Annotated in this window: 19 protein-coding genes; 9 read left to right on the top strand and 10 right to left on the bottom strand. The window is 45.6% G+C overall.

What is annotated here, in order from left to right:
- Positions 1-51 precede the first annotated feature (51 nt).
- Both GTH32_RS06385 and GTH32_RS06380 read right to left on the bottom strand, forming a co-directional pair.
- Entirely contained in the window at positions 52-597 is a 546-nt protein-coding gene (locus tag GTH32_RS06385) for a DUF6702 family protein (RefSeq protein WP_163084413.1), read from the bottom strand.
- Complete coding sequence (locus tag GTH32_RS06380) at positions 587-3,052, bottom strand: M1 family metallopeptidase (protein WP_203565393.1); 2,466 nt, start codon at positions 3,050-3,052, stop codon at positions 587-589. Before GTH32_RS06380 ends, GTH32_RS06385 begins: the two co-directional genes overlap by 11 nt.
- Before the next feature lie 180 nt (positions 3,053-3,232).
- Between GTH32_RS06380 and proB the strand changes: the two genes are divergently transcribed.
- From proB to GTH32_RS06365, 3 genes are read left to right on the top strand one after another with little or no spacing between them, the layout of a single operon-like run.
- Entirely contained in the window at positions 3,233-4,330 is a 1,098-nt protein-coding gene (gene proB, locus GTH32_RS06375; protein ID WP_163084412.1) for a glutamate 5-kinase, read from the top strand.
- Between the two features lie 23 nt (positions 4,331-4,353).
- A complete protein-coding gene (locus GTH32_RS06370) occupies positions 4,354-4,803 on the top strand; it encodes an acyl-CoA thioesterase (RefSeq protein ID WP_163084411.1) in 450 nt (149 codons plus the stop codon).
- A complete protein-coding gene (locus GTH32_RS06365; RefSeq protein WP_246223168.1) occupies positions 4,796-5,734 on the top strand; it encodes a D-2-hydroxyacid dehydrogenase in 939 nt (312 codons plus the stop codon). Before GTH32_RS06370 ends, GTH32_RS06365 begins: the two co-directional genes overlap by 8 nt.
- 11 nt (positions 5,735-5,745) lie before the next feature.
- Here GTH32_RS06365 and GTH32_RS06360 read toward each other — a convergent pair whose 3' ends face one another.
- Complete coding sequence (locus tag GTH32_RS06360) at positions 5,746-5,958, bottom strand: hypothetical protein (protein ID WP_163084409.1); 213 nt, start codon at positions 5,956-5,958, stop codon at positions 5,746-5,748.
- 191 nt (positions 5,959-6,149) lie between these two features.
- Here GTH32_RS06360 and GTH32_RS06355 point away from each other — a divergent pair, with 191 nt between their 5' ends.
- Together GTH32_RS06355 and GTH32_RS06350 are read left to right on the top strand one after the other, a co-directional pair.
- Entirely contained in the window at positions 6,150-6,647 is a 498-nt protein-coding gene (locus tag GTH32_RS06355) for a sigma-70 family RNA polymerase sigma factor (RefSeq protein ID WP_163084408.1), read from the top strand.
- Complete coding sequence (locus GTH32_RS06350) at positions 6,640-7,212, top strand: hypothetical protein (RefSeq protein WP_163084407.1); 573 nt, start codon at positions 6,640-6,642, stop codon at positions 7,210-7,212. Before GTH32_RS06355 ends, GTH32_RS06350 begins: the two co-directional genes overlap by 8 nt.
- 46 nt (positions 7,213-7,258) lie before the next feature.
- Here the strand turns inward: GTH32_RS06350 and GTH32_RS06345 are convergent, their stop codons facing one another.
- Together GTH32_RS06345 and GTH32_RS06340 are read right to left on the bottom strand one after the other, a co-directional pair.
- Positions 7,259-11,005: a translocation/assembly module TamB domain-containing protein gene (locus GTH32_RS06345; RefSeq protein ID WP_163084406.1), complete on the bottom strand. Its 3,747-nt coding sequence runs from the start codon at positions 11,003-11,005 to the stop codon at positions 7,259-7,261.
- A complete protein-coding gene (locus GTH32_RS06340) occupies positions 11,002-12,825 on the bottom strand; it encodes an autotransporter assembly complex protein TamA (RefSeq protein ID WP_163084405.1) in 1,824 nt (607 codons plus the stop codon). The genes GTH32_RS06345 and GTH32_RS06340 overlap by 4 nt, the downstream gene beginning before the upstream one ends.
- Positions 12,826-13,407: 582 nt before the next feature.
- Between GTH32_RS06340 and GTH32_RS06335 the strand changes: the two genes are divergently transcribed.
- The gene (locus GTH32_RS06335) at positions 13,408-14,652 is read left to right on the top strand and encodes a multidrug effflux MFS transporter (RefSeq protein WP_203565392.1); all 1,245 of its coding nucleotides are present in this window, start codon (positions 13,408-13,410) and stop codon (positions 14,650-14,652) included.
- Between the two features lie 125 nt (positions 14,653-14,777).
- On the opposite strand, the gene ilvC is transcribed toward GTH32_RS06335, so the two are convergent.
- Complete coding sequence (gene ilvC / locus GTH32_RS06330; RefSeq protein ID WP_163084404.1) at positions 14,778-16,256, bottom strand: ketol-acid reductoisomerase; 1,479 nt, start codon at positions 16,254-16,256, stop codon at positions 14,778-14,780.
- A gap of 155 nt (positions 16,257-16,411) precedes the next feature.
- On the opposite strand from ilvC, the gene ilvY reads away from it, so the two are divergent.
- A complete protein-coding gene (gene ilvY, locus GTH32_RS06325) occupies positions 16,412-17,284 on the top strand; it encodes an HTH-type transcriptional activator IlvY (protein WP_163084403.1) in 873 nt (290 codons plus the stop codon).
- Here the strand turns inward: ilvY and GTH32_RS06320 are convergent.
- Complete coding sequence (locus GTH32_RS06320; RefSeq protein ID WP_163084402.1) at positions 17,281-18,795, bottom strand: YifB family Mg chelatase-like AAA ATPase; 1,515 nt, start codon at positions 18,793-18,795, stop codon at positions 17,281-17,283. The two genes, ilvY and GTH32_RS06320, sit on opposite strands and share 4 nt — an antisense overlap.
- Before the next feature lie 86 nt (positions 18,796-18,881).
- Positions 18,882-19,496 (bottom strand): trimeric intracellular cation channel family protein, encoded by a 615-nt coding sequence (locus GTH32_RS06315; RefSeq protein WP_163084401.1) that lies wholly within the window; start codon positions 19,494-19,496, stop codon positions 18,882-18,884.
- A gap of 523 nt (positions 19,497-20,019) precedes the next feature.
- Between GTH32_RS06315 and ilvD the strand changes: the two genes are divergently transcribed.
- Entirely contained in the window at positions 20,020-21,870 is a 1,851-nt protein-coding gene (ilvD, locus tag GTH32_RS06310; RefSeq protein WP_163084400.1) for a dihydroxy-acid dehydratase, read from the top strand.
- The gene (gene ilvA, locus GTH32_RS06305) at positions 21,867-23,405 is read left to right on the top strand and encodes a threonine ammonia-lyase, biosynthetic (RefSeq protein WP_163084399.1); all 1,539 of its coding nucleotides are present in this window, start codon (positions 21,867-21,869) and stop codon (positions 23,403-23,405) included. Before ilvD ends, ilvA begins: the two co-directional genes overlap by 4 nt.
- 98 nt (positions 23,406-23,503) lie before the next feature.
- Here ilvA and plsB read toward each other — a convergent pair whose 3' ends face one another.
- The gene (gene plsB / locus GTH32_RS06300; RefSeq protein WP_163084398.1) at positions 23,504-25,957 is read right to left on the bottom strand and encodes a glycerol-3-phosphate 1-O-acyltransferase PlsB; all 2,454 of its coding nucleotides are present in this window, start codon (positions 25,955-25,957) and stop codon (positions 23,504-23,506) included.
- Between the two features lie 138 nt (positions 25,958-26,095).
- Entirely contained in the window at positions 26,096-26,566 is a 471-nt protein-coding gene (locus tag GTH32_RS06295) for a GNAT family N-acetyltransferase (RefSeq protein WP_246223167.1), read from the bottom strand.
- Between the last annotated feature and the right edge of the window lie 153 nt (positions 26,567-26,719).

Here is a 26,719-nt window from a genome sequence, read left to right as displayed (position 1 = left end):
AGGATAGATAAGAAAAGAAGCAAGGTGACGCACTGTGGTCACCTTACAGACTTAATGATGGTCGTTGTTAAAACCCACTTCAAGCAAGGTTACATTATCGGTAAAAGTAAGGGTTTTTAACGGCCCGTTACCTTCTACGTTAATGGTGTTAACTTGTGATGGCCAAAGATCACGTAATGCGTCATGGCGGATTTTAAGCCCATCAAGCGCAGGCGGTTGAGCGGTTTCTTGGTATACCCAAAAATGCTTACCTTCAACTTCGTAGCCTACTAAGCTTAAATCAAGCGCTTCTTCTTCACTGTTTAAAAGAGCAAAGTGCTTGGCGACATAGTCAGCAAAGTCAGCCTGTGTTTCTTCATCGTCGATGATATCAGCGCTTTTGTTAAATAAGGCTTTAACGGCATGTTCGGCGTCATGCAAATTAAAGCGATGCATAACCTCAATGTTCTCTGTGCGAGGGTTAAACAGCACAGTAGTAATAGCCGCTTTAATCTGGTGCGCCTGAGCAGCACTATTAAGTAGGCTGAACGCGATGGTGAAAAGCAGCAGAGCAAAAATGCTCAGCTGCTTCGTAGAAGTTGATAACTTAGTTGTCATCACCTTCCTCATCATCGGTATCTAGCTCAGTTTTCACATCGTTCATCAAATCGCGATATTCGTACGTGTTACGAGGCTTAGACTTATAAGCTTCAACGCGCGATGGAATGATACGACGAGGATAGTGGTTGTTTTCCACATCCACATCCGCTGTTTCCCAGTGAGGGTCAACCGTTACGCTAACCAGTTCTCTGTTCTTTTCGGTAACGATAAGCTTGCTCACTGCTTTAGGCGTACGACGCCAAATTTCAGCAGGTATACGCATTTCTTCTTTAGTGCCATCTTCATAGGTAAGTTCTAGGATAATAGGCATTACCAAACCACCTAGGTTACTGAAGTTAAGTACGTAATAATTTTTGTCTTCACGTACTGCACGTTCGAAGGCTTCACGCTCCCAAGGCTCAAGCTTTTCTAAGAACTTCTTATACTTATTGCGCTCTTTGTTAGTTACTGTGTAGCGATCGTTTTCGTCGTAAAAATCGCTGATATCTTCAAAGCGATCAACCCATAGTCTTCTGCCTTCCTCTTCATTGCGAGTAACAGTTAGGGACTTAGGCTTATCCTGTTCAGCGGCACGTTCACGGGCGAAGTCGATATCTGGATCTTCGGTGTTTAAACGAAGCTTGTATACGCTATCTATACTGATATCTACGTGGTCTGTGGTATAGAACCAACCGCGCCAGAACCAATCAAGGTCAACACCTGATGCTTCTTCCATAGTGCGGAAAAAATCAGATGGTGTAGGACGTTTAAACATCCAACGTTGTGCATATTCTTTAAATGCAAAATCGAATAGCTCACGACCTAAGATAGTTTCACGCAAGATATTTAGTGCCACAGCTGGCTTAGTATAGGCGTTAGGGCCTAAACGAAGCACAGAGTCAGACTGTGTCATAATTGGCACTTGGGTTTGTGATTTCATATAACCCGTAATATCGCGTGGCTCAACACCCCATGGAATATTTGGATCCCACTCTCGACCTGCTACGCCATCAAGGAAGCTGTTTAGACCTTCATCCATCCACGTCCATTGGCGTTCATCAGAGTTTACTGTCATAGGGAAGTAGATGTGACCTACTTCGTGAATAACTACGCCAATAAGGAAACGTTTCTCAGCCAGTGAGTAAGTACGAGAGCCGTCATCACGAAGCTCTGTACGCGGGCCGTTAAAGGTGATCATGGGGTATTCCATGCCGCCTACCGGACCATTCACCGATTGGGCTACTGGGTAGGGGTAATCGAAGCTGAAACGGCTGTATACATCCATGGTGTGAATAATTGACTCAGTAGAGTACTTCTGCCAAAGCTCACCCCCTTCTTTCGGGTAGAATGACATCGCCATAACGAGAGGTTGCGTGTCGCCACCTTGCTGATAACCGCGCGCGTCCCATGCAAATTTACGCGATGAAGCCCACGCAAAGTCACGTACATTGTCGGCTTTAAAACGCCATGTTTTAAGCTTAGTTGTACCTTCTTTTTCGTTTTCAATGGCTTCTTCAGGGGTAACAACAAAAACGGTACGCTCTGCCGTTTCTGCTTTTTTCAAGCGATCGCGTTGAGTTTTAGTCAATACATCTCTTGGGTTTTGCAGAACACCAGTAGCTGAAACAACATGATCCGCAGGTACTGTAATATCGACTTCGTAGTTACCAAATTCTAAGGTGAATTCACCTCGGCCAATAAACTCTTTATTGGTCCACGCTTCATAATCGGTATACGCAGCTAAACGAGGGAACCATTGTGCTAGCAAGAAAATATCATTGCCGCCTTCACGCTCGTCATCTGGGAAGTGCTCATAACCTGCACGGGCAGATACGGCATCTTCTTCTACGATGTTAAAGGCAAAGTCGATGTCAAAGGTAACTTTTTTACCAGGCTTAAGCGGCGTAGCTAAATCCACACGCATTAAGGTACCCACCACTACGTGGTGAAGGTCGGTGCCAGATTTATTTTCCACGCGAGAAATGGTGTAGCCCAGTTCATTATCTTCTACAAACTGCTGACGACGAAGGGCGCCCATACTTAGCTTAGCTGGTTTACTACCGCTAGCAGATTGTGTCGCTGGACCACGGTTTCCGATGCCACCAAATGTGGTTGTAAGCGCCGACATTGAGTCGTCACGGAATTTGTTTTGGTCTAGCTGTATCCAAAGATACTTTAGGGTATCTGGAGAGTTGTTGTGGTAAGTGATTGTTTCACTTGCCTCAATGCGACGTTTGCCTTCTAACAGCTTAACATCAATTTTATAATCTACTTGCTGTTGCCAGTACTCGTGACCTGGCTCACCGGCAGCATTTCTATATACGTTCGGGGTGGGAAGTACTTCATCAAGCTGACGGAATTTATCTTCAAAATCGCCTTTTGTTTGTTTAATAGCGGCGCTAGCGAAGGGTAAATAAATCAGCATTGACAACACGGGGGCAACCCAGAGGAGGTGTCGTTTGTGCTTTCTCATGCAGTTTCCTATCTACTTATTAGTATAAATAAGCCTCATAGTATATAAGCGTCACTTATCGAATCCTAGCTTTTGAACGTAAACTACCCCTGTTTGGGCGCAAAAAAAGTGTAACAGACCGTTTGTTTCGCGCCTTAACTGTCGTATTCTTGCTGTACTCTTCATTTCTTTGAATTACCTATGAACTGTTTTTCGTGGCAGCGCGCTGTCATTAAAGTAGGAAGTGCATTGATCGCACCTGAAGGGGATCAATGCAGCGGCCGATATCTGCTTGAACTTGCTCGATTTATTACTGCTTCCCGCCTTGCTGGGAAAGAGGTGATTTTAGTCTCATCTGGTAGCGTTGCCGCTGGCCGCAGTAAAGTCACCGTCCACCATCCCGCCTCTATCGCGGAAAAGCAGGCCATGGCTGCTATTGGCCAAATGAAAATGATGGCAAACTGGCAACGTTTTTTCGATTTCCCCTGTGCTCAAATATTGCTAACCGCGGATGATTTGCGCGATAGAACCCGCTATGTGAATATCAAAAACACGTTGAGAGAAATTCTTAAACATCATGCATTGCCCATTGTGAATGAAAATGACACAGTAGCAGTGAATGAATTAAAGGTGGGTGACAATGACAATTTAGCCGCCTACACCGCACTAGTTGCGCAAGCCGATACGCTTATTATCTGCTCTGACATTGACGGCTTATTTACAGCCGATCCGCGTAAAAATAGCGACGCAAAGCTGATCCCTAAGGTCGAACATATTGATGATAGTATTTATGCCCTCGCAGGTGGCGCAGGTACATCGGTAGGTACCGGCGGCATGCGCACTAAAATACAAGCGGCGCAGAAAAGCACCCAAAGTGGAATTCAAACCCTTATCGTTAATGGGAAAAAAGGGCAAACGTTCGACGCATTACTACGTGGTGAAGTGCCTGGTACCTTATTTACTGCTAATGGGTCGCCTAAAAAAGCACGTCGTTTATGGCTCTCCCACACCCTAACAACATGTGGTGTAATACACATAGACGAAGGGGCGAAACACGCGCTAACCCACAAAGGAGCATCATTGCTGCCGTCGGGAATTAAGCAGATAAAGGGTGAGTTTAACCAAGGAGATGCAGTAGAGATTTGCTGTAACAACCAGGTTGTCGCAAAAGGGCTTTCGCTCTACAACAGCCGCGATTTGTTACAGATAAAAGGTAAAAAATCGGCGGATATAGCCGCTGTACTTGGCTACGAGTCGACGCGTGTTGCGGTGCATCGTGACGACTTGGTACTCATTTAACTAATCATAGGAAACGGCCACATATGACAGACATTACTCCTTCTTTGAACGACTACCCCTACCACATTGACATCTCTACACGTTGGCAGGATAACGATGCCTATGGCCATATTAATAATGTCATGTATTACGGCTTTTTCGACACGGCAGTAAACAGTTTCTTAATAGAGCAAGGCGGGTTGAATATTCATGATGGCAATGCAGTGGCGTATGTGGTGAGTAGTCAGTGTCAATATATCTCACCCGCTTCCTACCCTGATACTATATATGTGGGGCTACGGGTAATTAAGGTTGGTAGAAGTTCGGTTACTTATGGGCTAAGTGTTTATGCTGGCGAGGGCAAACGTCGAGTGGCACATGGACAGTTTGTACATGTATTTGTTGACCGGCGTACAGACCGCGCTATTCCCATTCCGGCCCATACAAAGCAGGCTTTAATGTCTATCTTTGATGAGAGTATTGAAAATGTCTAAGCCACAAGGGGTATTTCTTGATGCAGAAACCTTACAGTTAGACTCACTTAACTGCACAGCGCTAAATCAACTCGCGGTTTCTCTTACCTGCTATCCAACTACGGGGCCTGAGGAGGTTAAGTCGCGAATCGAGCACGCTGACTTTGTTTTAGTTAATAAGGTAGTCCTTGATGAAGCGGCACTTAAAACGGCTGTAAACCTAAAGTATATTGGCGTAACCGCCACCGGCATGAACAATATCGACTTGGATTTTTGTAACGCAAACAATATCAAAGTTCAAAATGTCGAAGGTTATGGCACTGACAGCGTGGCCCAGCATACCCTTATGCTTATTTTGAATTTGGCTACCCAATTTCCCCGTTATCAGCAGCAGGTTACACAAGGTGCATGGAGTACATCTTCTCATTTTTGCTTATTAGACTTTCCCATTACCCAGCTAGCCGACAAACATGCGGTGATATTAGGTCATGGTGAATTGGGCAAGCGCGTTGAGCATTTATTAACTGGGCTAGGTATGCAAGTAAGTATCGCTGCGCGCCCTGGCAAAAAAGACGATCCTCGCCCTTCTTTAGCATCATTGCTACCTAGTGCTGATGTGGTGACTTTGCATTGCCCGCTAACCGACGACAATAAGCACATTATCAATTCTCAAACATTAGGGTTAATGAAACCTAGCAGTATTCTTGTAAATACGGCCCGGGGCGGGTTAATTGATGAAAATGCGTTGTTAACTGCGCTTAAACAAGGACAAATAGGGGGCGCCGGGCTTGATGTCCTCAGTGTTGAACCCCCGCCGAAAGATCATCCATTAATGCAAGCACGGCTGCCTAACTTGCTGATTTCTCCTCATAACGCTTGGGGCGCGTTGGCATCACGGCAACGATTGCTCGATATTGTGGTTAAACATTTAAACAACTTTATTACAGCATAAACTACCGCGTGTTAATGGTTGTTGTTTAGCGGGTAATCCAGTTCGGTGATGCTAGCTTCTAGTATTTCAATGTGTGCCTGTAGAGAGGCAATTTGCGTATCTTTTTGCTTCAGTTGTTCCTGTAATCGAACTGGATGCCATTGAAACTTTGCATCTAAGTAACTTGCTAGCAACGCGATAGATACCACGCTTGTCATTAACAGTACCAAACTGAGAGTCGCCATTTTTTGCCTCCAAATAGTGCGCTATCCACTCCTTCAGTCTTCGGTTTTTAAAATAAATTACACCGAGTTGGTAATATTTTATTGTTTCATCTGACTAATTGATTATGAATGATGGGTAATCCCGTAGCGCTTTACGCCTATCTTTAAAGTTCGAACTTTAGATAGCGATTTAGCAATAAAAAGGAAAATGAGTGGGACAGGAGTTCGAAGCAGTCTTCGCACAATATGGCGCCTTGCTAGGCCGGGTAGCCAATAGTTACGAAGCGAATGATGCAATGCAACAAGAGTTATTGCAGGAAATAGCAATTGCAGTGTGGCAAGGTTTATCACGTTTCGAAGGCAGTAGTAGCGTGAAAACCTATATCTTGCGTATCGCCCATAACCGTGCCGTAACCCATGTAGCAAACCAAGTTAAGCGTGTAGATACGGCGCACTATGATGACTCGAGTGATAGTTATATCAGTACCCAGCATTCGCCTGAAACGGTAACCAGTCAACATCAGTCACTACAGCAACTTTTAGAGGCAGTAAGGCAACTGCCCCTTAAACCTCGCCAAGTACTTACGCTTTCGCTAGAGGGGCTATCTTACGATGAAATAGCCGACGTATGCGGGCTTAGCAAAAGTCATGTGGGGGTAATATTAAAGCGCGCTAAGAAGAGCGTAATGCAAGGAGCTTCTCGTGGATAATCAAAATCGTGATCTTGCTAAATTATGGCAAGCGCAGCCTGTTGCTTCTGTTGATCTCGCACAGATAAAACAAAGTTTAGTCAGTGAAAGGCGCAAGCAACGTCTTTTCATGTTATTGGATTGCAGCGCAGTGCTACCCCTACTGTATGTGCTATACCGTTTTTGGGATGATTTTTCCCCCGCTTCACAAGCATTTCAAGCTATTATGTTGGCGGTCGCTTTACCCATGTTGGTATACCAGTTATGGCTGCGGCGAATTGCAGCGTTTTATCGCGCAGACCAAACCCACTGCCATGTAACGCATCTTATTAAGCAAATCGAGAACAATGTTCGCATTGCTTTTATCACTAAGCACTCAACGTGGCTTGCATCCCTTTGCATGTGTTTGTTTTTCACTGAACGGTATTTTTATGGTGCCCTAAGCGATGAGAAAATAATCCGAAATATATTTATTGTTCTAACAATAAGTGGGGGTATGGCGGTGTGGTATGTATTGGCCAATAAGCGGCAAAAACGACTGCAAGAAAAACTGCGCAGTTTACGAGAAATGCAAGAGATACGTTAAACGAAAAGGGGCACGATAATCGCGCCCCATCTACTGTCTATTTCATTTATTCTTCATCATCTTCATTATCTGTTTTTGCCCGCCGCTTGCGCTTCGCTCTTTTTTCTTCATCTTCAACGCCTACGAAAAACTCATAGTAGAGGTCTAAAGCAAATTCAGATTGATCTTCAATGGTGGTTTGTACCGCTTCTAAGAACAAACGAGGAAGTAGGCGGTATCTAAGCGCTAAATCGGGGGGCGCTTGACGGCGACGAAGGGTGGCGTTTGTATCATTGTTGCTAAGCCCTACATCTACATTGTACTCCACAGACAAGCGATCATTAATTTGCCCCTTTACTGACAATTTCGATTCATTTGTACTTAAACTAAAGTCATCGATACCAATGGCCTCGCCCACCGAGCCGGTAAGGGTTTTCGTGTTTGATAGACCAAACCCTAATAATAAAGCTGCATAGTTTGGATCTTGACTGCCCGATGAAGAGTCTGCGCCTTCCCCAGTGAGTAAATAAGAAAGAACATTTTGTTGGTCCATTGCAGGGTCTGAAAATAGGTTAATGCTGGGCGCGTCAGCAGCTCCATCAATGCGTATACCGGCGATAACATCGTCATCGGTCTTATCTGGATCGCGTATGGCTTCAACCAGTAACATAGGCTGGTCTATAGGGCCATTAAACTGTACTTCACCAGTTTGTATAACAAGCTGCTGGCCATATGCGTTGTAACGACCGTTTAAAATTTGTAAGTCACCATAGCCGACAAGCGCGGGTTGGGTGTTCACTCTTATACCACCATGCAGACTGGCTTTTAAGCCGAAGGCCTCAAATTGCACTTCGCCGGTTTTCTTTCTATCAATTCCCACCATTACTGAAGCATGAACAATATCCAGCGGCTCCTCTTTAGGTGGTTCTCCGCGCAAATGTACATCTTTAGAGGGTGATACTGCACTTTCTGGCAGCGATTCTATTTCAATGCGTGCCCAAGGAATATTAACACTGCCCGTGACGTCCACTTTTTCGGTGGTAGCTGCCACAGAAATGTCTGGCGATACATGCAAACGCATATTCGGCTGCCTGACTTCGAAGTTTTTGCCTTTCACATTTATCGACGCAGTAGGTTGGTCGTTCCACGAGAAGCTACCATCGAGTGAGCCTTCACCACCGCCAAGAATAAAGCGCCCATCAAATTCTGCTTGCTGGCCGTTTAACGTAATCGTTTGTTGCCAGTCTTCTAGCGATACTGGCGTATCTTCAATATCAATGGCGCCATTAGAAATGGACATGTTGCCGCTTAATTTCGGCGAGGCAACATTGCCGTTTATTGAAATATTGCCGTTTAATACCCCTGTTAAGGTTCTAATGGCGGGAGACAATGGTTTAAGGGGCGCCACGTCAATATCGTTTAGCACGACTTGGCCAGAAACTGGGGTGTTCTCCTCAAGTAATTCGCTTTTAAGGTTTACTTCCACATGACCTAAGTCGTCACTGGTAATCACTGACTGTGTGGTTAAAACGCCATTGTTGAATGCGCCGGTAGTTTGCACATCGCTAATATTAATGGTGAGCGGTCGACGTGTGCCTAACTGCCACTGAGCGGGCGATACTTGCGCATTAAACGTAGCGTCAATTGGGTTTTGCGGGGAATATTTGCCCTTCGTTGAAAATGACAAGGTTGCCTCTGATGCCTTAGAAACAACTTCGGGCAGAAGCTCGTGGGCCCACAGTCCAAGGGGTAAATCTGAGGCAGAAAGCGCCCATTGCGCATTACTGTCGCGATAGTCGATGTTATCAATGCACAGCTCACCTTCACGTCGCGACAACCAACAGTGGTCGCCAACACTGGTATTAAAGGAGGTGGTATCTACACTTAAAGAGAACGGCGATTGCAAATTCCATTGCATATGGGCTACATTTAAACGGCTACTTTCTATTTGCCCCTCCCACGTATTGTTCTGCCATTTTCCATCAAGGGTTAATTGGACATCATGCTCGCTTGAGGCCACGTCAATACCTAACCTGTGGCCAGTATACGCACCGTCAATCGCCAAAGATCCCTTAAAGGGCCCTTGCTCAGCAACAGCGGCAGATAACTGTTCTGATACGGCGACATCTGAAAATAGAATTTTGCCTTCGGCATTGGGGTTTTGCCATGGGCCATTAGCCTTAATCTTACCGTTAATGGCCCCGCTAACATCTGGGTATAAACTAGAGATAGCCGCTATGTTCATGTTGATGTCGGCATTCAAATAGCGATTATTAAATACTTGCCCAGTAACGGTAATTTGATTCTGCTGTTGCTCCACATTTAAATTGGCAACTGCTAAGTCATTGGGCTGTGAATAGACCAACGCCCCGCGCACTTTAAGTGGCTTGTTTTGGAGCACACCATCAAGCGCAGCATCTTGAATGCTGACTTCTAGACCGCGCTGTGTCCATTGCATAACGCTATCAAACTGACCTGAAATTTTCTCTGGTGCATAGCGAGAGAACTGGGTGGCCGACACTTCGCTAAGTGTTGTATTACCTTGCCAGGAAATGGCTTGATCTAAGTATAAGGTGCCTGTATTGCTTAATGTGCCCCCAAGGGCACTAATTTGCGCCTGAGTAACATAGATGTTTTTCTCTTTTAAAATAACGTTTAGATCTACCGGTACTTTGCCCATCTCTGGTACGGTTGCTGCACTATTTCCCGTTAATAGGTAGTCACCCATTTCTCCTTTCAGTGAAATAGTCCCCTCATGTAAGGTAGCAGAAGGCATCGATGGTAGCGGTTGTTCGCGCCAGCGGGCGGTAAACGACATCGGCAAACTGTCATCAAGAACATTGGCATTTAACTGAATAACACCATTAAACATTCCATCCGTTTCTACACCAAGCTGAAGGGCGGCCAATGACCCCGAGGCGTCAACGTCAAAACGTTGTGGGGTTTCCCCACCATCAATATTCACCGCGCCAGTTATATTCACTTCCAGTGGATATGTGCCTTCTAATGTGGCACCTATGTTGCCTTCAACGCGGCCTTGGGGGTGTACAATGGTGACATTTGATAATGAAAATGCGCTTTTTTCAAACGAGAGATGTTCAAATGTTAATAGGCTAACGGTTTGCTCATCTTGGCCTTGAACGAGTGTTGCTTCGCGCAATGAAAAATTGTGCAGCAGAATTGGAATTGGGCTGGCAATAGTCGGCAATTCAGGGGCCGTGTAAGACATGGCATAGCTTTTGGGCAGTTGGTTCGTCGTGGTCGCTTGTGTGCTTGCCGGCGCTGCTTCCATGCTAATCGTAAGGGCGTTTACGTTAAGTTCGCCTAGCTCTATTTTTTGCTCCCCCTGTAGTTCGTTTAACGAGAGCGCAGCTAGGTGAATGTCTTGAGTTAATAATGAAAGGCGAAAGTCTTCAAGCTCGCCATGGGTAACATCGAACGGTAACGGCAATGAAAATTCTTGCGAGCTCTGTTGTTCATCTTCACTTTCGGACGCAGCCAATTGCTTAACGTGTAATGAGCGCAGGGAAAGATGATTTATACAGACCCTAGGTTCGAACAAGCAGCGCCAAGTAATGTCGAAATCACCTTCATCTAGGCTAACCTGCCATTGTTCATTTTGCCAATGCAGTTTTCGCACGGTGAACGCTTCAGCGAATCCGCCTTCTATGTCATCTATACTAAGCCCTGACACGGCAAAATTGGCAATAGAGGCAATAGTAGGTCCGCCCAAAGGGCTGATAAGTAGCGCATAAAGGAAAACCAACAAGAACACAGGCGCCAAAACAATTGCTGAGATAGTACGCTTTTTCATAGCTCAGGCCCTAGAATCAAATGCAGGCGCCACGTGGTTTCGTCAGGCGCAAAACCTCGTGCAACATAAACCCTTACAGGGCCAATAGGTGATAACCAATGAAAGCCAGAGCCCACACTGTAGGTTAGGGTGGTACTGGTGTCATTGGTGGCGGTACCTGCATCAGTAAACCCGGCAATTCGCCAGTTGTCAGCCACGCGATAGGCATACTCAACACTGGCGGTGGTAAGGTATTTTCCACCCACCGACTCAATTTCACTCTCCCCAGTATCCGGGTCTATTACACTCGCTTTCGGTGAGATATCGCGGTATTGAAACCCTCGAATACTTTGGTCACCCCCTGCATAAAAACGGATAGAGGTAGGAACTTGGGAGAAGTCATTGGTTTTAATCGCACCAAGTTCGCCGCGTACAGTCACTCGGTGCTTATCCGCAAAGGTATGTATCAGCGCGCCCTCAAGTACTGACTTAACGATATTGATATCTGAGCCAAAGTTGTCTCTGCCTAGTTGCGTTGAAACGTGAAAATATTGCCCATTTTGTACGTTGAGTTCATCGTCTTTTTCAAGAAACGTTAACGAATAGCCGGGCATAATTAGCGAGGTGGTGGCTTCGCTAGCATCCCCGTCATCATAGGTTTCCTTTAAATATGTGAGTGAAAAGTCGTGCTGCCAAGGCGATTCGTCATATTGCCAATATCGATGGGTAGAAAGCGATAAGGTTTCGCTTTCTATTGATGTATTGGGGTACTCAATAAACTGATAGCCTGCCTCGAAACTTACATAGTCTCGGGTGATGTTGCGCATTGGAATACGGTAATCTGCGGTGAGAGATTGTTCGGGTTCGGAAACGAAAAGGTCGGCACTAATTGAGTGGCCTTTATCATTCACCCAAGGTCGCTCCCAGCCTAATCTTACTCTAGGGCCAGTGTCGGTGGCTGCGCCTAACGAGACATTATAGGTGTCGGTGGGACGGTGTGATAAGGCTACCTCTATAGGTACGTTTAGCCCCTCGGCTTCACTAACCACTGGCCGCGCAATAACCCGGTTAAAATACCCAGATTGATTTAGTCTACGGTTGAAATCTGTTAATTTTGCGGAGGAGTAGGGTTCACCTTCTTCAAAGGGGGTGAGGCGTGCAATAATGCTTCTCGCCTTATCTTCGCCCACAAATTTAAGTTTGCCAAAATTATACTGAGGGCCGCTTTGTGCAATAAGTAGAATGTTGGCTTCGTCTTCTTCTCGCACTAAGTCAAGCCGTGTTGCTTGCCAATGAAAGTCAAAGTAACCGTGGGCCAACGCATAGTTAAACATTGAGGACTTAAAGGAAGAGTATTCGGGTTGTATTAGAACGTCGCCTTTTTTTAAGGGAAAGGCATTAAACTTCTGTCTGAAATTGGGGTCACTACGCCCAGCGCCGATAATTTCGCGGGTGATATTAGCGACAATTAATGGGGAATGTAAGGTAACGGACACCACTACATTGTCATCTTCTACCGTTACGGTGGCCTCGCTATTATAGTAACCAAATGGTTCAACTGCCGTTGCTACGGTAGATTTTACTTCGTCTTGCCAAAAAGGGTCGAAAAGTAACTCTGTATCTACATCTAAATTTGCCAAATGGATTCGAATATTATTTTTTAACTTATCCTGCTTTACCCCTTTGATTGTATAAGAGACGGCGTAGGCTTGAGAAATACTTAGTACTGACAATAGCCCCACAGTGAGCAACGTTTTTAATCCGCGGGCTTGCCAACGTAATAGCGCCGAGAAGCGCACAAGTTGCTTTAGATGTAATAACAAGAAAAAAAGCGGTGGCATTGAAAAATGCGAATCCTTTTAGCACGAAATTAAAATAAGCGGTGTAGTTGGCTATTCCTTCGAGTATTTGAAAAATAGCGCCGTACATATGGTGCCATGATAGCACAATGACCAACACACCCTAGCGCTCCTACGCGTTACAAATGAGAATATGCGGTGAGTAACCCTTAATCATCTGCGAATCTTCATTCTCAATATGAATACGCATCGGCTGATCTCGGTTTTCTCATCATTGTGTACTTACTCGGCCGCATAGTTTTTAAGGTAAAATGACCTAAAAAGGATCATCGCCAGATAGGATTATTTCCCCATGAAAGCGCGAATATACTTGGTCTAGAAGGCAAAAAGGCTATACAAAACAAAGCGGGCGTATTCGATGTACAAGCCAATGAATCCCAGGGTGGGTTGTGATACTGGCGGCTTTTTGTTTGTAAGTGGGTTAATATGCTCGCAACTAATATACGCTTAATTAGTACGCATACTGAACGCTCCCCCATTTATCTGAACCACCAACCTTAAAGGTATAAGGTGGAAAAGGGTATAAAATTTAAGGGATAAGCCCTTTTTGTAGGAAAAACCTCTATGTCACATTCAAACGAAACTACGTCTGGTGTCATTATGCATGGCAAAAAGCCGGCGCTTGGTATTTTTGAATTTGTTGCCTTAATGGCCACCATGACGTCTTTGGTGGCGCTTAGCATCGATGCAATGTTGCCGGCACTATTGCAAATAGGTGAAGCCCTCAATGTAGAAGAGGCACACCATACTCATCTTATCGTCAGCGTATTTTTTGTGGGTATGGCTTTTGGGCAATTGTTTTTTGGCCCGTTTTCAGACGCCAGGGGGCGCAGACTCACCATTTTAGTAGGCCTATGTATTTTTGCGCTTGGCACATTTATTTGTATGGCGGCCACGAATTTAGAAACCATGCTGGTGGGGCGGGTTGTGCAGGCCTTCGGGGTATCTGGGCCCAGAATAGCGTCTATGGCTATTATCCGCGACCTCTATGTGGGCGATGCGATGGCTCGCGTAATGTCTTTTATTATGATGGTGTTTATCCTAGTACCCATGCTGGCCCCTGTTATCGGGCAAACGGTAATGAACCTATTTTCATGGTTTCATATTTTTAGCTTCTTTTTGCTGGTGGCTACCCTCTCAGGCATATGGTTTTTTGCGCGACAAGGAGAAACGTTAGTAAGAAGTAGGCGTCGTCCTTTCGCATGGAAACAGCTGTTCGTATCGTCTAAATATATTCTTACCCACCCAGAAGTTATGGGCTATACCTTTTCCATGGCCTGTGTATTCGGAGCGTTCTTGGCCTATTTAAGTGCTTCTCAAACGATCTTTCAGGTGTTTTATGGTGTTGGCGATCTGTTTCCCTATATTTTTGCACTATTAGCTTTTTCTATAGGATTAGCGTCTTACTTTAACGGCAAGATGGTAATGCAATTTGGCATGCGTAGATTATGTCGATTTGCGTTAAAAGGGGTAAACGTATTTGCGGTGGTGTACTTCGGGTTACTTGTTGCTTTTGACGGTTTGCCGCCACTACTACCTACCTTAATAACTATGTTCGCTGGCTTTTTCTTTGTCGGTATTTTATTTGGCAACTTAAATTCAATGGCGATGCAGCCATTAGGTGAAATGGCGGGGCTAGGTGCGGCAATTATTGGCTCTCTTTCGAGTTTGTTTTCTGTACCTATCGCGCTGATAGTGGATAGCTTTTTGGATGGAAATTTGTTTCCTATCGGGGTGGGCTTCTTAATCTTCTTCTGTTTAGCTTATCTCGCTGTAGCCTATGCGGAAAAGGTACGGGCCAGCGATTAAGAGGTTTGAAGGTGGAAAAGCATTACGCCTTCAAACGGCAGTGAGTTTTTTATCAGGCATAAAAAAGCCCGACCAAAATGGTCGGGCAAGAGGGCTTAGTTAAGCACCTAACGACAGAAACTGTCCTAACCTATGATGGCTTTCATGTCAGTCATGTAGCCACGCAAGGTTTTGCCTACTTGCTCAACACCATGTGAGCGAATTGCTTCATTAACATCAACAAGGCGCTTGTTTTCTACTTGATTAGAAGTAGCTGGCAAGCCTTTACCTATTACAGTTGTGTCGATAGCAGGCATAAACTTTTCACGCAAAATTGGAATTGCTGCGTTAGCAAATAAATAGTTTCCATATTCTGCAGTATCTGAAATTACCACGTTCATTTCATACAAACGCTTACGCGCAATAGTATTTGAGATAAGTGGTGTTTCGTGTAGCGATTCATAGTAAGCCGACTCAGGTAAAATACCTGCTTCAACCATTACGTCGAAGGCAACTTCTACACCGCACTTGATCATGGCAACTAATAAGATACCGTGGTCAAAAAATTCTTGCTCGCTGATTTCACCCTCATACGCTGGCGCATTTTCAAACGCGGTTTCACCGGTTTCTTCACGCCATTTAAGAAGGTTTGCATCACCGTTCGCCCAGTCTTGCATCATAGTGCGAGAAAACTCGCCACTAATAATGTCGTCTTGATGCTTTTCAAACAATGGACGCAAAAGGTCGGTCAATTGTTCAGAAAGCTCATAAGCTTTAAGCTTAGCTGGGTTAGATAGGCGGTCCATCATATTCGTAACGCCACCAATCTTCAGTGCTTCAGTAATCGCTTCAAGCCCATACTGAATAAGCGCACCGGCATAACCTGGGTCAATGCCATCATCTACCATCTTTTCAAAGGCAAGTACTGCTGCAACCTGTTGCATACCACAAAGGATAGTCTGCTCACCCATAAGGTCAGATTTTACTTCTGCCACAAATGAAGATTCTAGTACGCCTGCACGGTCACCACCGGTAGCACTTGCCAGGGCTTTTGCAGTATCCCAGCCCTTACCTTCAGGGTCGTTTTCAGGGTGTACTGCAATTAGGGTAGGTACCCCAAAACCACGCTTATATTCTTCGCGTACCTCAGAGCCTGGGCTCTTAGGTGCGCACATTACTACTGTAATGTCGCTACGAATCTGCTGGCCCTCTTCGACGATATTAAAACCGTGAGAGTAGCTTAGCGTTGCGCCTTTCTTCATTAGCGGCATAACCGCTTCAACTACACTTGCGTGCTGCTTATCAGGAGTTAGGTTATAAACCAAATCCGCATCAGGAATAAGGTCCTGATAAGTACCTACTGTGAAACCATTACTGGTTGCACGCTTGTAAGAGTCACGTTGCTCATCAATCGCTGCTTGACGCAGCGCGTAAGAAACATTTAACCCTGAATCGCGCATATTCAGGCCTTGGTTTAGGCCTTGCGCACCGCAACCTACGATTACGATTTTTTTACCTTTTAAAAACTGACATCCGTCAGCAAATTCTTCGCGTGCCATAAAACGGCAGCGGCCTAATTGATCTAGCTGCTGGCGAAGAGACAGGGTGTTGAAATAATTAGCCATAAAAATTTCCGAACAACATTCATTTTCGTCACTATCAACGACCAACCGTGGCGTTGATGACCTCGTCTATGACGACTTGTTGTGAAGACTAAGGGATTTCTTTTGTTTTGGAAAATGATATATTTGCAAGATAATATTGCAAATAGTGAAACGTAATGGATTTTCGCAGCTTACAGTTATTTAACCACCTTGCCACCAGTTTACATTTTGGCGATACCGCGCAAGCTATGTATGTGTCTCCTTCTACGTTAAGCCGCGTTATTCAACGGTTAGAAGACGAGTTGGGCTGTTCACTGTTTAAACGAGACAACCGGAAAGTTGCCTTAACACATAGTGGCCACAAGCTTTTGGCTTTTTCCACTCAGGCGTTAAAAGAGTGGCAACAACTCAAAGCTAATCTGAAAGAAGACGAAGACGCGCTACAGGGCGAGATCAGTTTATTTTGTTCAGTTACAGCAAGCCAAAGCCATTTACCCGCCATACTCCGTCAATTTCGGCAGCAACATCCGGGGGTAGATATTCGCTTGGTAACCGGCGACCCTGCTTTGTCTATCGATAAAGTAAAGCAACAAGAATGTGACCTGGCGATTGCCATTCATACGCCCGATATGCCTACCGACCTTTACTTTTCCCCTTTAGAAGATGTTCCACTTGTGCTTATCGCGCCAAAAGAGTGGCGGCTTACTCAATTGTCTCAAATAGATTGGACACAGCACCAAGTGGTAATGCCAGAACATGGGCCTACTCGGCGGATTGCTTACCATTGGTTTGCCGAACATGGTGTACGGCCTAACGTGTACGCCTCGGTAGGGGGAAATGAGGCTATCGTAAGTATGGTAGCATTAGAATGTGGCATTGGGTTTGTGCCAAAGGTTGTTCTTGATCATTCCAGTATGGCAAATTCGGTGACGCAAATTCCGGTAAAAGACATTGAGCCTTACCCCTTAGGGTTGTGTTGTTTGCAAACCAAGCAGCACGAGCCACTCATCGATGCGTTTTTAAAGCTTGATATAGCTTCTGCTCGTTAGTGGGTGCTTAGTTGTTTAATTAACGTGTCAAGAGCACGATAGCCTAACGCTTCACTAAGATGTTGGCGGTTAACTTTAGTCTCGGCGTCTAAGTCGGCTAAGGTTCTGGCCACTTTTAATGTGCGGTGAAAAACCCGCATCGATAAATTAAGTTGTTTGGCTGCCGCTTGCAGAAAAGCTAAATCTTGTTGACTAAGCTGGCACAAGGCGGCGAGTTCGCCCCCGTTTACGTGTGCGTTTGGTTTTCCTTGGCGTTCAAGTTGTATTGCGCGCGCGACCAATACCTGCTCAATAGCATGGTGTATTGAGTCATCGCTGTTATTTATGGGGGGCGTTAAATCATAATTTTCTAAGCGTGGAACCTCTACTTGAATATCTATTCTGTCTAACAATGGCCCAGAAAGACGATTTAAATAATTTAGCTGTTGTTGGGGCGTAAGACGGTTATCGTCGATATCCCCAGTAGGGCTTGGGTTCATTGCCGCAATAAGCTGAAAGTTAGCTGGGTAGGTTGCGCTGCCCGATGCTCTAGAGATATGAACATCGCCGGTCTCTAAAGGCTCGCGCAATACTTCAAGTGCTTTACGCCCAAATTCGGGCAGCTCATCGAGAAACAATACGCCGTGGTGCGCGAGTGAGACCTCGCCGGGAACAATCTGCGAACCGCCACCGGTTAACGCAACGGCAGAACATGTGTGATGTGGCGTGCGCATGGGGCGGGTAGTAAACTGCGAGGCAACAATCGCATCCCCTTTGACCGATACAATAGCAGCAACTTCCAACGCTTCCTCCTCACTCATAGGCGGCAGTAAGCTAAGTAAGCGACTGGCCAATAAGCTTTTCCCCGTACCTTGTGGGCCTACCATAAGCAAATTATGCGCTCCTGCAGCGGCAATGGTAAGAGCTCGCTTCGCTTGCGCTTGACCGATAATGTCATCCCAGCCTAATACGTGGTCAGGTAAATCAGGCAACGTAAACGGTACACCTTTTTTTAGCGGTTTAGTGGCTGCGAGGTGCTCATACACGCTAAGTAAATCGAAAGCGGGGTAGCGTATAGCCCCAGAAACTATGGCTGCATCTAAATCGTTAACGCCTGGAAATATGAGGGGCAAACCTTCTTTAGCGCTGGCCATGAGAATTGGGATCAGGCCGCCAACCGACTTGATTTCGCCGTTTAAACCTAATTCGCCTACGAAGGCGATGTCGTACAGGCAGGTGTCGGGTAAATAGCCAGAAGCCACAAGAATGCCTACCGCGATAGGCAGGTCGAAACGGCCGCCGTGTTTGGGGATATCCGCCGGAGCAAGGTTAACCGTGATACGCTTTGCTGGAAACTCGAAGCCGCTATTAATCAGCGCGCTGCGCACGCGCTCTCTCGCTTCTTTCACACTGGTTTCTGCCATACCCACCAGTTGAAAAGCGGGTAGCCCGTTAGCTAAATGAACTTCAACGGCTACTTCGGGCGCCCATACACCCTGCCCTGCAAAGGTTTTTACTACCGCCATACTCATACATGCTTCCTCCTGAAAAGCTAATGTAATGAACATTGGCGCGGATAAATACTGTACTGTAGGCGGGAATATGCGCCCCCACCTTTTTACTGTTCCCTATTAAAGACAGGCATTTGCCAGTGCCAGCGCATGGCGCCTAAACGAAAAAGCACTGTGGTGGCAAGGGCTAATACACCACACCATTGGGTAGCCAATCCTAACTGCAACGCAATACCATAGGCCACCCCGCCTACTATGCAGGTCATAGCATATAGCTCACCGTTTAGTACCAAAGGAACTTCACGGCAAATTACGTCTCGTAGTAGCCCGCCAAACACCCCCGTAATGGTGCCCATTGCAATAGCCACTGCCATACCGGTGTCGTTTGCCAGCGCTTTTTCTATGCCCACAACGTTAAATAATGCTAAACCAAAGGCATCGGCGATAAGTAAATAGTGAAAGGGAAAACGAGGGCTAACGTTTAACCAAATAATAGGAATAAAGGCAGCAATTAGCGTGGTATACAGATAATCGGTATCCGCTATCCAAAATACCGGTACATCTAACATCATGTCTCTAAGTGTGCCTCCACCAATTGCAGTAGCACTGGCCAGCACAATAACCCCAAAGCCGTCCATTCGCTTTTGGTACGCCATTAAGGTGCCTGAGATGGCGCATACCGCAACGCCGGCTAAATTTGCCCAATGAAACCAATCTATCATGTAACCTTCTTGATACTCTTGCTATTGCCTCTTGCGAGACGAAAATACGGAGGAAACACCGCAAAATACTTGATTTTGGGGCCTAGTTTGTGCTATTTATTTCGCCTATTCCACCGGTATTATTATTACCGTGCGAAAATTGGGTATCAGCCATAAGCCCACTAGAATAACCATTCATTAAAGCAATAGCACATGGATTTCGTTATTGCTCGTCAAATTAGTCAATAAAAGCAATGGGTTAATTATTGTACACTCGCTTTTATTTGCCCTCGTGCTTATACGATAAAAGACAATGTTGCTATGTTCGCGTCAACCTGCTGCTTGAATAACACAGAATATTATTCAAAGGTACTGTAGGCGTTTTGAGGTATCTCGAGCCATGTGCTATTCGTCTAGGTACTCAAAGCGTTTTAGCTGACATCATGATGATGCTAGCGCGTTTCTTTACATATCAGATGAAAGAAACCATGTAGTATCAGTGACGCGCATTTTTAAAGTTCTACAAATTTAACCGGAAGGATTTATGCCCAAGTTACGTTCTGCAACTACTACGCAAGGTAAAAATATGGCAGGTGCTCGCGCCCTATGGCGAGCAACTGGAATGAAAGACTCCGATTTTGGAAAGCCTATTATTGCTATTGCCAACTCATTCACGCAGTTTGTGCCTGGCCATGTACATTTGAAAGATCTCGGGCAGCTTGTAGCGCGCAGCGTCGAAGAAGCCGGTGGCGTTGCAAAAGAGTTCAATACTATTGCTGTTGATGATGGTATCGCTATGGGTCACAGCGGTATGCTTTACAGCTTACCTTCACGAGAAATCATCGCTGACGGCGTTGAGTATATGGTAAACGCCCACTGTGCCGATGCTATTGTTTGTATATCTAACTGCGACAAAATTACACCAGGAATGTTGATGGCGTCTATGCGCTTGAACGTACCAGTAATTTTTGTTTCTGGTGGGCCAATGGAAGCGGGGAAAACCACCCTATCTGACCAAATTATTAAACTAGATTTGGTAGATGCCATGGTCGCCGCGGCTGATGACAAAGTGAGCGATTCTGATACTGACGAAATCGAGCGTTCTGCCTGCCCTACATGCGGGTCTTGTTCAGGTATGTTTACCGCTAACTCAATGAACTGCCTAACGGAAGCATTAGGCCTTTCTTTACCTGGTAACGGCTCTATGCTTGCTACCCACTCCGATCGTGAAGAGTTATTTAAACAGGCAGGTAGACAAATTGTTGAGTTATGCAAGCGTTATTATGGCGACGATGATTACAGCGTACTGCCACGTAACATTGCAAATTTCGATGCCTTTGAAAACGCCATGAGCCTAGATATTGCTATGGGTGGCTCAACCAATACCATTTTGCATCTATTAGCTGCTGCGATGGAAGGTGAAGTTCCTTTTACCATTGACGACATCGATCGCCTTTCGCGTAAGGTGCCCCATCTTTGTAAAGTCGCCCCATCGACACCTAAATATCACATGGAAGACGTTCATCGCGCCGGTGGCGTATTGGGTATCTTAAATGAGCTAAATAAAGCTGGCTTGCTTAACCAGAACGTAAATCACGTATTAGGGAAGTCACTACCTGAGGTTATTGCCCAATGGGATATAACCAATCCACAAAACGAAAAAGCTATCGAATTTTATCGTGCTGGCCCAGCGGGTATCCGCACAACTAAAGCATTTAGCCAAAGTTGTCGTTGGGATACTGCTGATGATGATCGCGAAAATGGTTGTATTCGCTCTATTGACCACGCCTTTAGCCAAGAAGGGGGCTTAGCTGTCCTGTATGGTAACCTGGCCGAAAACGGCTGTATCGTAAAAACGGCAGGTGTGGATGAATCAATTCTTACCTTTAATGGTACAGCGCGTATTTACGAAAGCCAAGACGATGCAGTAGCAGGGATTTTAGGGGATGAAGTTAAAGCGGGTGATGTTGTGTTTATCCGCTATGAAGGCCCTCGCGGCGGCCCAGGTATGCAAGAAATGCTCTACCCCACGTCTTATCTTAAGTCGAAAGGGCTAGGTAAATCTTGTGCCCTCGTTACAGACGGTCGCTTTAGTGGTGGAACCAGCGGACTTTCTATTGGTCACTGCTCGCCAGAAGCGGCAAGCGGCGGTGGTATTGGACTAGTGGAAGACGGCGATAAAATTGAAATTGACATTCCTAATCGCAAAATCAACATTTTGATCAGCGATGAAGAATTGGCTGAACGTCGGGCAAAAATGGAAGCCAGCGATAAGCCGTGGCGTCCGAAGAACCGTGTTCGTGAAGTTTCAACTTCGTTAAAAACGTTTGCTGCATTGGCGACCAGTGCGGATAAAGGCGCAGTACGTGACGTCACTAAACTGGAGAACCTATGACCGTTAGTGATCACGACTACCTGAAAAAAATTCTACTGGCTCCTGTGTACGATGTCGCAGTGGCCAGTGAACTATCTTATATGTCTTTGCTCTCTGCGGAGCTAGGCAACGATATTTATTTAAAACGCGAAGACCAGCAACCCGTTAAAAGTTTTAAGCTACGCGGCGCCTATAATCGTATTTGCTCACTTAGCCAAGAACAGCTAGATGCTGGGGTCATTGGCGCGTCTGCGGGTAACCACGCCCAAGGGCTAGCCTACAGCGCTAAAATGAAGGGAATTCAAGCAACAATTGTGATGCCTGAAACCACCCCAGACATTAAAATTGACGCGGTACGGCGCTTTGGCGGTGAAAACGTGAATGTGGTTTTGCACGGTACCAGCTTTGATCAAGCAAGCGGCCACGCCAAAGCACTGTGTGAAACTCATGGCTACACCTTTGTTCCGCCGTTTGACGACCCAGATGTTATCGCGGGACAAGGTACCGTGGCACGAGAATTATTAGAGCAAAACCCCAATATTGATATTTTGTTTGTGGCGGTAGGCGGAGGCGGTTTAGCGGCGGGCATTGCCGTTTACCTAAAACAGCTTAAGCCAAGTATAAAGATTGTTGCCGTAGAGTCTGAAGAGTCGGCATGCTTTATTAAAGCGCAAGAGATGGGCGCACCTACTGAGCTTGATAGCGTGGGTATTTTTGCCGATGGCGTGGCAGTTAAAGTAATGGGGCAAGAAACCTTTCGTCTGTGTAGCAGGCTAATAGATGAAACCATTACTGTGTCTAATGATGAAATTTGCGGTGCTATTAAAGATATTTTTGATGACACCCGGGTTATTGCAGAGCCTGCTGGTGCGCTTTCTGTCGCCGCCATTCGAAAATATGCCAAACAGCACGATCTTAGCGGCAAGAAATTAGGCGGTATTCTGTGTGGCGCCAATATTAACTTCCATACACTTCGCTATGTTTCTGAACGCTGTGAATTAGGTGAGCAAAAAGAAGCCGTATTTGCAGTTAAAATTCCTGAAACAAAAGGCGCGTTTAAGCAATTTTGTGAGTGTGTGGGTGCCAAAGCTATTACAGAATTTAACTACCGTTATGCCAATGAGCAAGAAGCACATATTTTTGTTGGCGTGAAGCTTAAAGGTGGGCAGCAGGAATTTGCGTCCTTGCAGAGCGACCTTGAAGAGAAAGGCTATGCCTGTTTCAACTTAACCAATAACGAATTAGCGAAACTTCATGTTCGCCACATGGTAGGAGGGCGACCGCCCACTATCCTTAACGAGCAAGTGTTTAGTTTTGAATTTCCTGAGCGTCCCGGCGCCCTGTTAAATTTCTTAAGCACACTGGGCGAGCAATGGAACATCACGTTATTTCATTATCGCAATCACGGTGCCGCAGAAGGTCTTGTATTGGCAGGTTTCGACATTGCCCCGCAAAGCCGAGCAGCTTTCAACGAGCACGTTGTAAAACTAGGTTATAAAGTGGAAGAAGTGACGGATAACCTCGCCTATCAATTCTTTCTATCTCAACCTAATTAATACGGTTTTTTGCTTTACCTCGCTCCTGGTTAAGCCTCGGCTTAACTAGGGGCGAGATAAAGCCCATCTTCCCCACCCTAGGGCCAAAGATATCGCCATTATTGAGTATGGTTTAGGGTTACGTTTTCTAAATGTTGTGCCATTTCCGGCCAGACAAGATCCATTACATCGCCCCGTAAACCTTCACATTCTTCTGAATACTTTAAACACCCATCTTCATTGGTATCTAGCCAATGGTTGTCTTTTAAGGCAGAGATAAAGCTAGATAGCACATTCTTGTCGTAAAATTCAGGCGAGCTTAACCCGTAAAGTACGGACAAGCGCTCGGCCACTTGCCGACTTGTGCGCTCTAGCGCCCCTCGGCTTATGGTTTTTTCTTTGTCTAGTATGGTGAGTACTACCGCGTAGCGCTGCAGAGTTTCTTGCATACAGCGGCTTAATAGCCAGGCTGAATGAAACTGCTTATGCTGGGCTTCTGGTGGCAGCAACTCTTCCCCTTTTTGACGTATCAAACCCTGCTCTAGTAAGGCAGACATTAACGCATCTGTGTGGGCGAGAGCTTCATCTTGAGAAAGGTGCAGAAATAACTCACGTTGAAGTAGGGGATATAAGGCTGCAATAAGCTGCAAAATCGCGTTTTTGGTTGTTCCTTTGTGGGCAAATATACTTGCCATAATAAGGCCCGGTAGTGCAAATAAGTGCAGAATGTTATTGCGATAATACGTTAAATACACAGCCGATTTAGGCTGCGGGCTAATTAGCCGCCCGTAGTCATCTTCTTTAATGTCAAACCTACCTAAACTCATGGTTTCGTTGAATAAGGTTTCGGGACTGACATCAGGAATAGTGGCATCGGCACTAAAAGGCACGGTTTTAAACAGCGTCATAAAGTCGCCTATCGACTGCTTCAACTCTGCCTCACTCATAGTATGAGTTTTAGATGAAAGCAAACATAACGAGGTAAGGGCCATTCCATTTAATGCTGCTGCGCGGTTTATTCGCGTCATCACATTATTGGCTAACTCATTTACCGCGGGCGTTAGCCACGCCGGTTTTTTTTCTGGCTCTGCATCTTTGCAATCGCGCCAGTTAGGCACCTGGTTTTCTAAAAATTGGTTGAGTTGAATAGGCTCACCAAAGTTTACATAGCCATGACCGTAATTCTTTAGCTTTCTAATTGCCGAGAATACCTGCCAATTCGATTCTTTTTTCTTTTTTGTACCTTTTAGTTCGTTCAGGTAGCTTTTTACTTCCATCACATTTTCATAGCCAATATACACGGGCACTATGCTTACTGGGCGATTAACACCTTTGAGCATGGCTTGAATTGTCATGGCGAGCATGCCGGTTTTCGGCGGTATAAGCCTGCCGGTGCGGCTACGACCGCCCTCAGGGTAATATTTAACTGAGTAGCCTTTATTAAACAACAGTTCTAAATACTCTCTAAATACCGAGGTATACAATTTATTACCGGCGAAACTGCGACGTAAGAAGAAGGCGCCCCCACGACGGAATATTTTCCCGATAGGCCAGAAGTTTAGGTTAATCCCAGCCGCTATATGAGGTGTTACCATGCCTTCATGGTAAATGACATAGGTTAATAATAAATAATCCATATGGCTTCGATGGCATGGCACATACACAATTTCATGACCATTGGCGGCAAGTTCACGTATGCGTTCAGCATGACCCACGCTTATACCGTTATAGATTTTATTCCATATACGGGTAAGCAGTCGATCGCCAAATCGCACCAAACCCTCACGGTAATCCGCCGCAATTTCAGTAACATAAGATTGAGCTCTCGCCTTTGCTTGCTCATGCGTAATTTTCTTACTGCGCGACTCTTCGGCCATAGCACGGCGCACGGCATCTGAACCTAAAACGCTATTGTTTAGTTCTTGACGCTCAAGAAGTGTGGGGCCGGTTAAACTTTGGCGTTTGCGCTGAAAATGGGTGCTTGCTACACGAACCAGCTTATGGGCAATGCGTTGATCGCTTCCATGCTGATTGGCCATAGTGCGGGTGGAGACCGCTTTGGAGTAGCTGATAAAATTATCGCGGCCAAGGAACAAAACAATAAACAGTTTGCGCAACCAGCTAGGGGCTGCTTTATCGGCAATAAGGTCGCCTAGCCCGGGTTTACCCTTACCTGGCGCCCTGCCCCACGAAACGAAGACGGGAACCACTTGCAAGTCGAGATTGGCGTTGTCTCGATGTAAATGAAATAGCTCTGTGAAAATATCCTCAATACCGGTGTTATCGGCAGCACGCCTAAAAAGAGGCTGGGTTTTACGCAGAAACAGCGTTGAAGGATATTCTCGGCCAGCGAGAGTTATGGCGTCTGTGGGGCTGGATAAATTCAGCGCTTTGGCAGACATTTTCAACGCAAGTTGGTCGGTGACTGAGTTGGTTGGTAGCAAATAAATGATGGGCTTGGATTTATCTATCCCAAGCTCGGCCTCAACATTGGCAGGAATACTGTGAGACTTTACCAGCAACTTAACAGGATAATGAAACACCGACAAAAGGGCTTTTCGCATCCACGACATGAACGTATTGATCCTTTGAAATGAAAACGCGCTAAGTATATCACACTCGCTGAAGTTTCAGGCATTGTAGGCGAAGATGATAACGCCTCACAATCACACTTTGCTTAGCCAGATACTATTGAAGGGACAGGCAGTTGTCTACTTTTGATAGCGCATAGCCACATCGCAGCGCTCATAGGCACTTCCATACCTTTGCATAATATCTTTACAGTGCACAAAACCGTATTTTTCGTATAAATGAATGGCAGCTTCGCATTTTTTATTGGTTAATAGAAACAAGCAATTGAAGGCGATTGCTGGTGCACGGGTTAATACATGCTGAAGCAATAATGACCCTACATTCATACCCCTCGCCTCGCTAGCGACCCCCATCTTGGTCAGTTCGAATACGCCAGTTTGCTTTTTCATAAGCGCACAAGTGCCGACAATTCCAAGCGTAGGGTGCTCGGCAAACCATATATGACCGCCGGTTTCAATAATATACTTGTGAGGGTTACCAATAACGTTTTCATCGACAGCTTCAAGCCGAAACATATCGGTTATCCACTCTCTATTTATACGATGAAAATGGGGCGCTAAAGTAGGCGCATAATCAATAAAACGTAGCATATTCAGATAGGCACATAATGGTTAAAAGGGGGCTAGCATAGCATGGCGCTCCCGCGCTTCACTATAACACAGCGTCACTATGTGCGAGTTGACACCTAGTGGGGAGATTTTTGGAACAACCATTTACCTGTATTTTGCTACACGGTGTATTTA

Origin of the sequence: Alteromonas profundi (genome assembly GCF_010500865.1) — a bacterium.
Classification (GTDB): Bacteria; Pseudomonadota; Gammaproteobacteria; order Enterobacterales; family Alteromonadaceae; genus Alteromonas; species Alteromonas profundi.
This window is presented reverse-complemented; position numbering and strand designations above follow the sequence as displayed.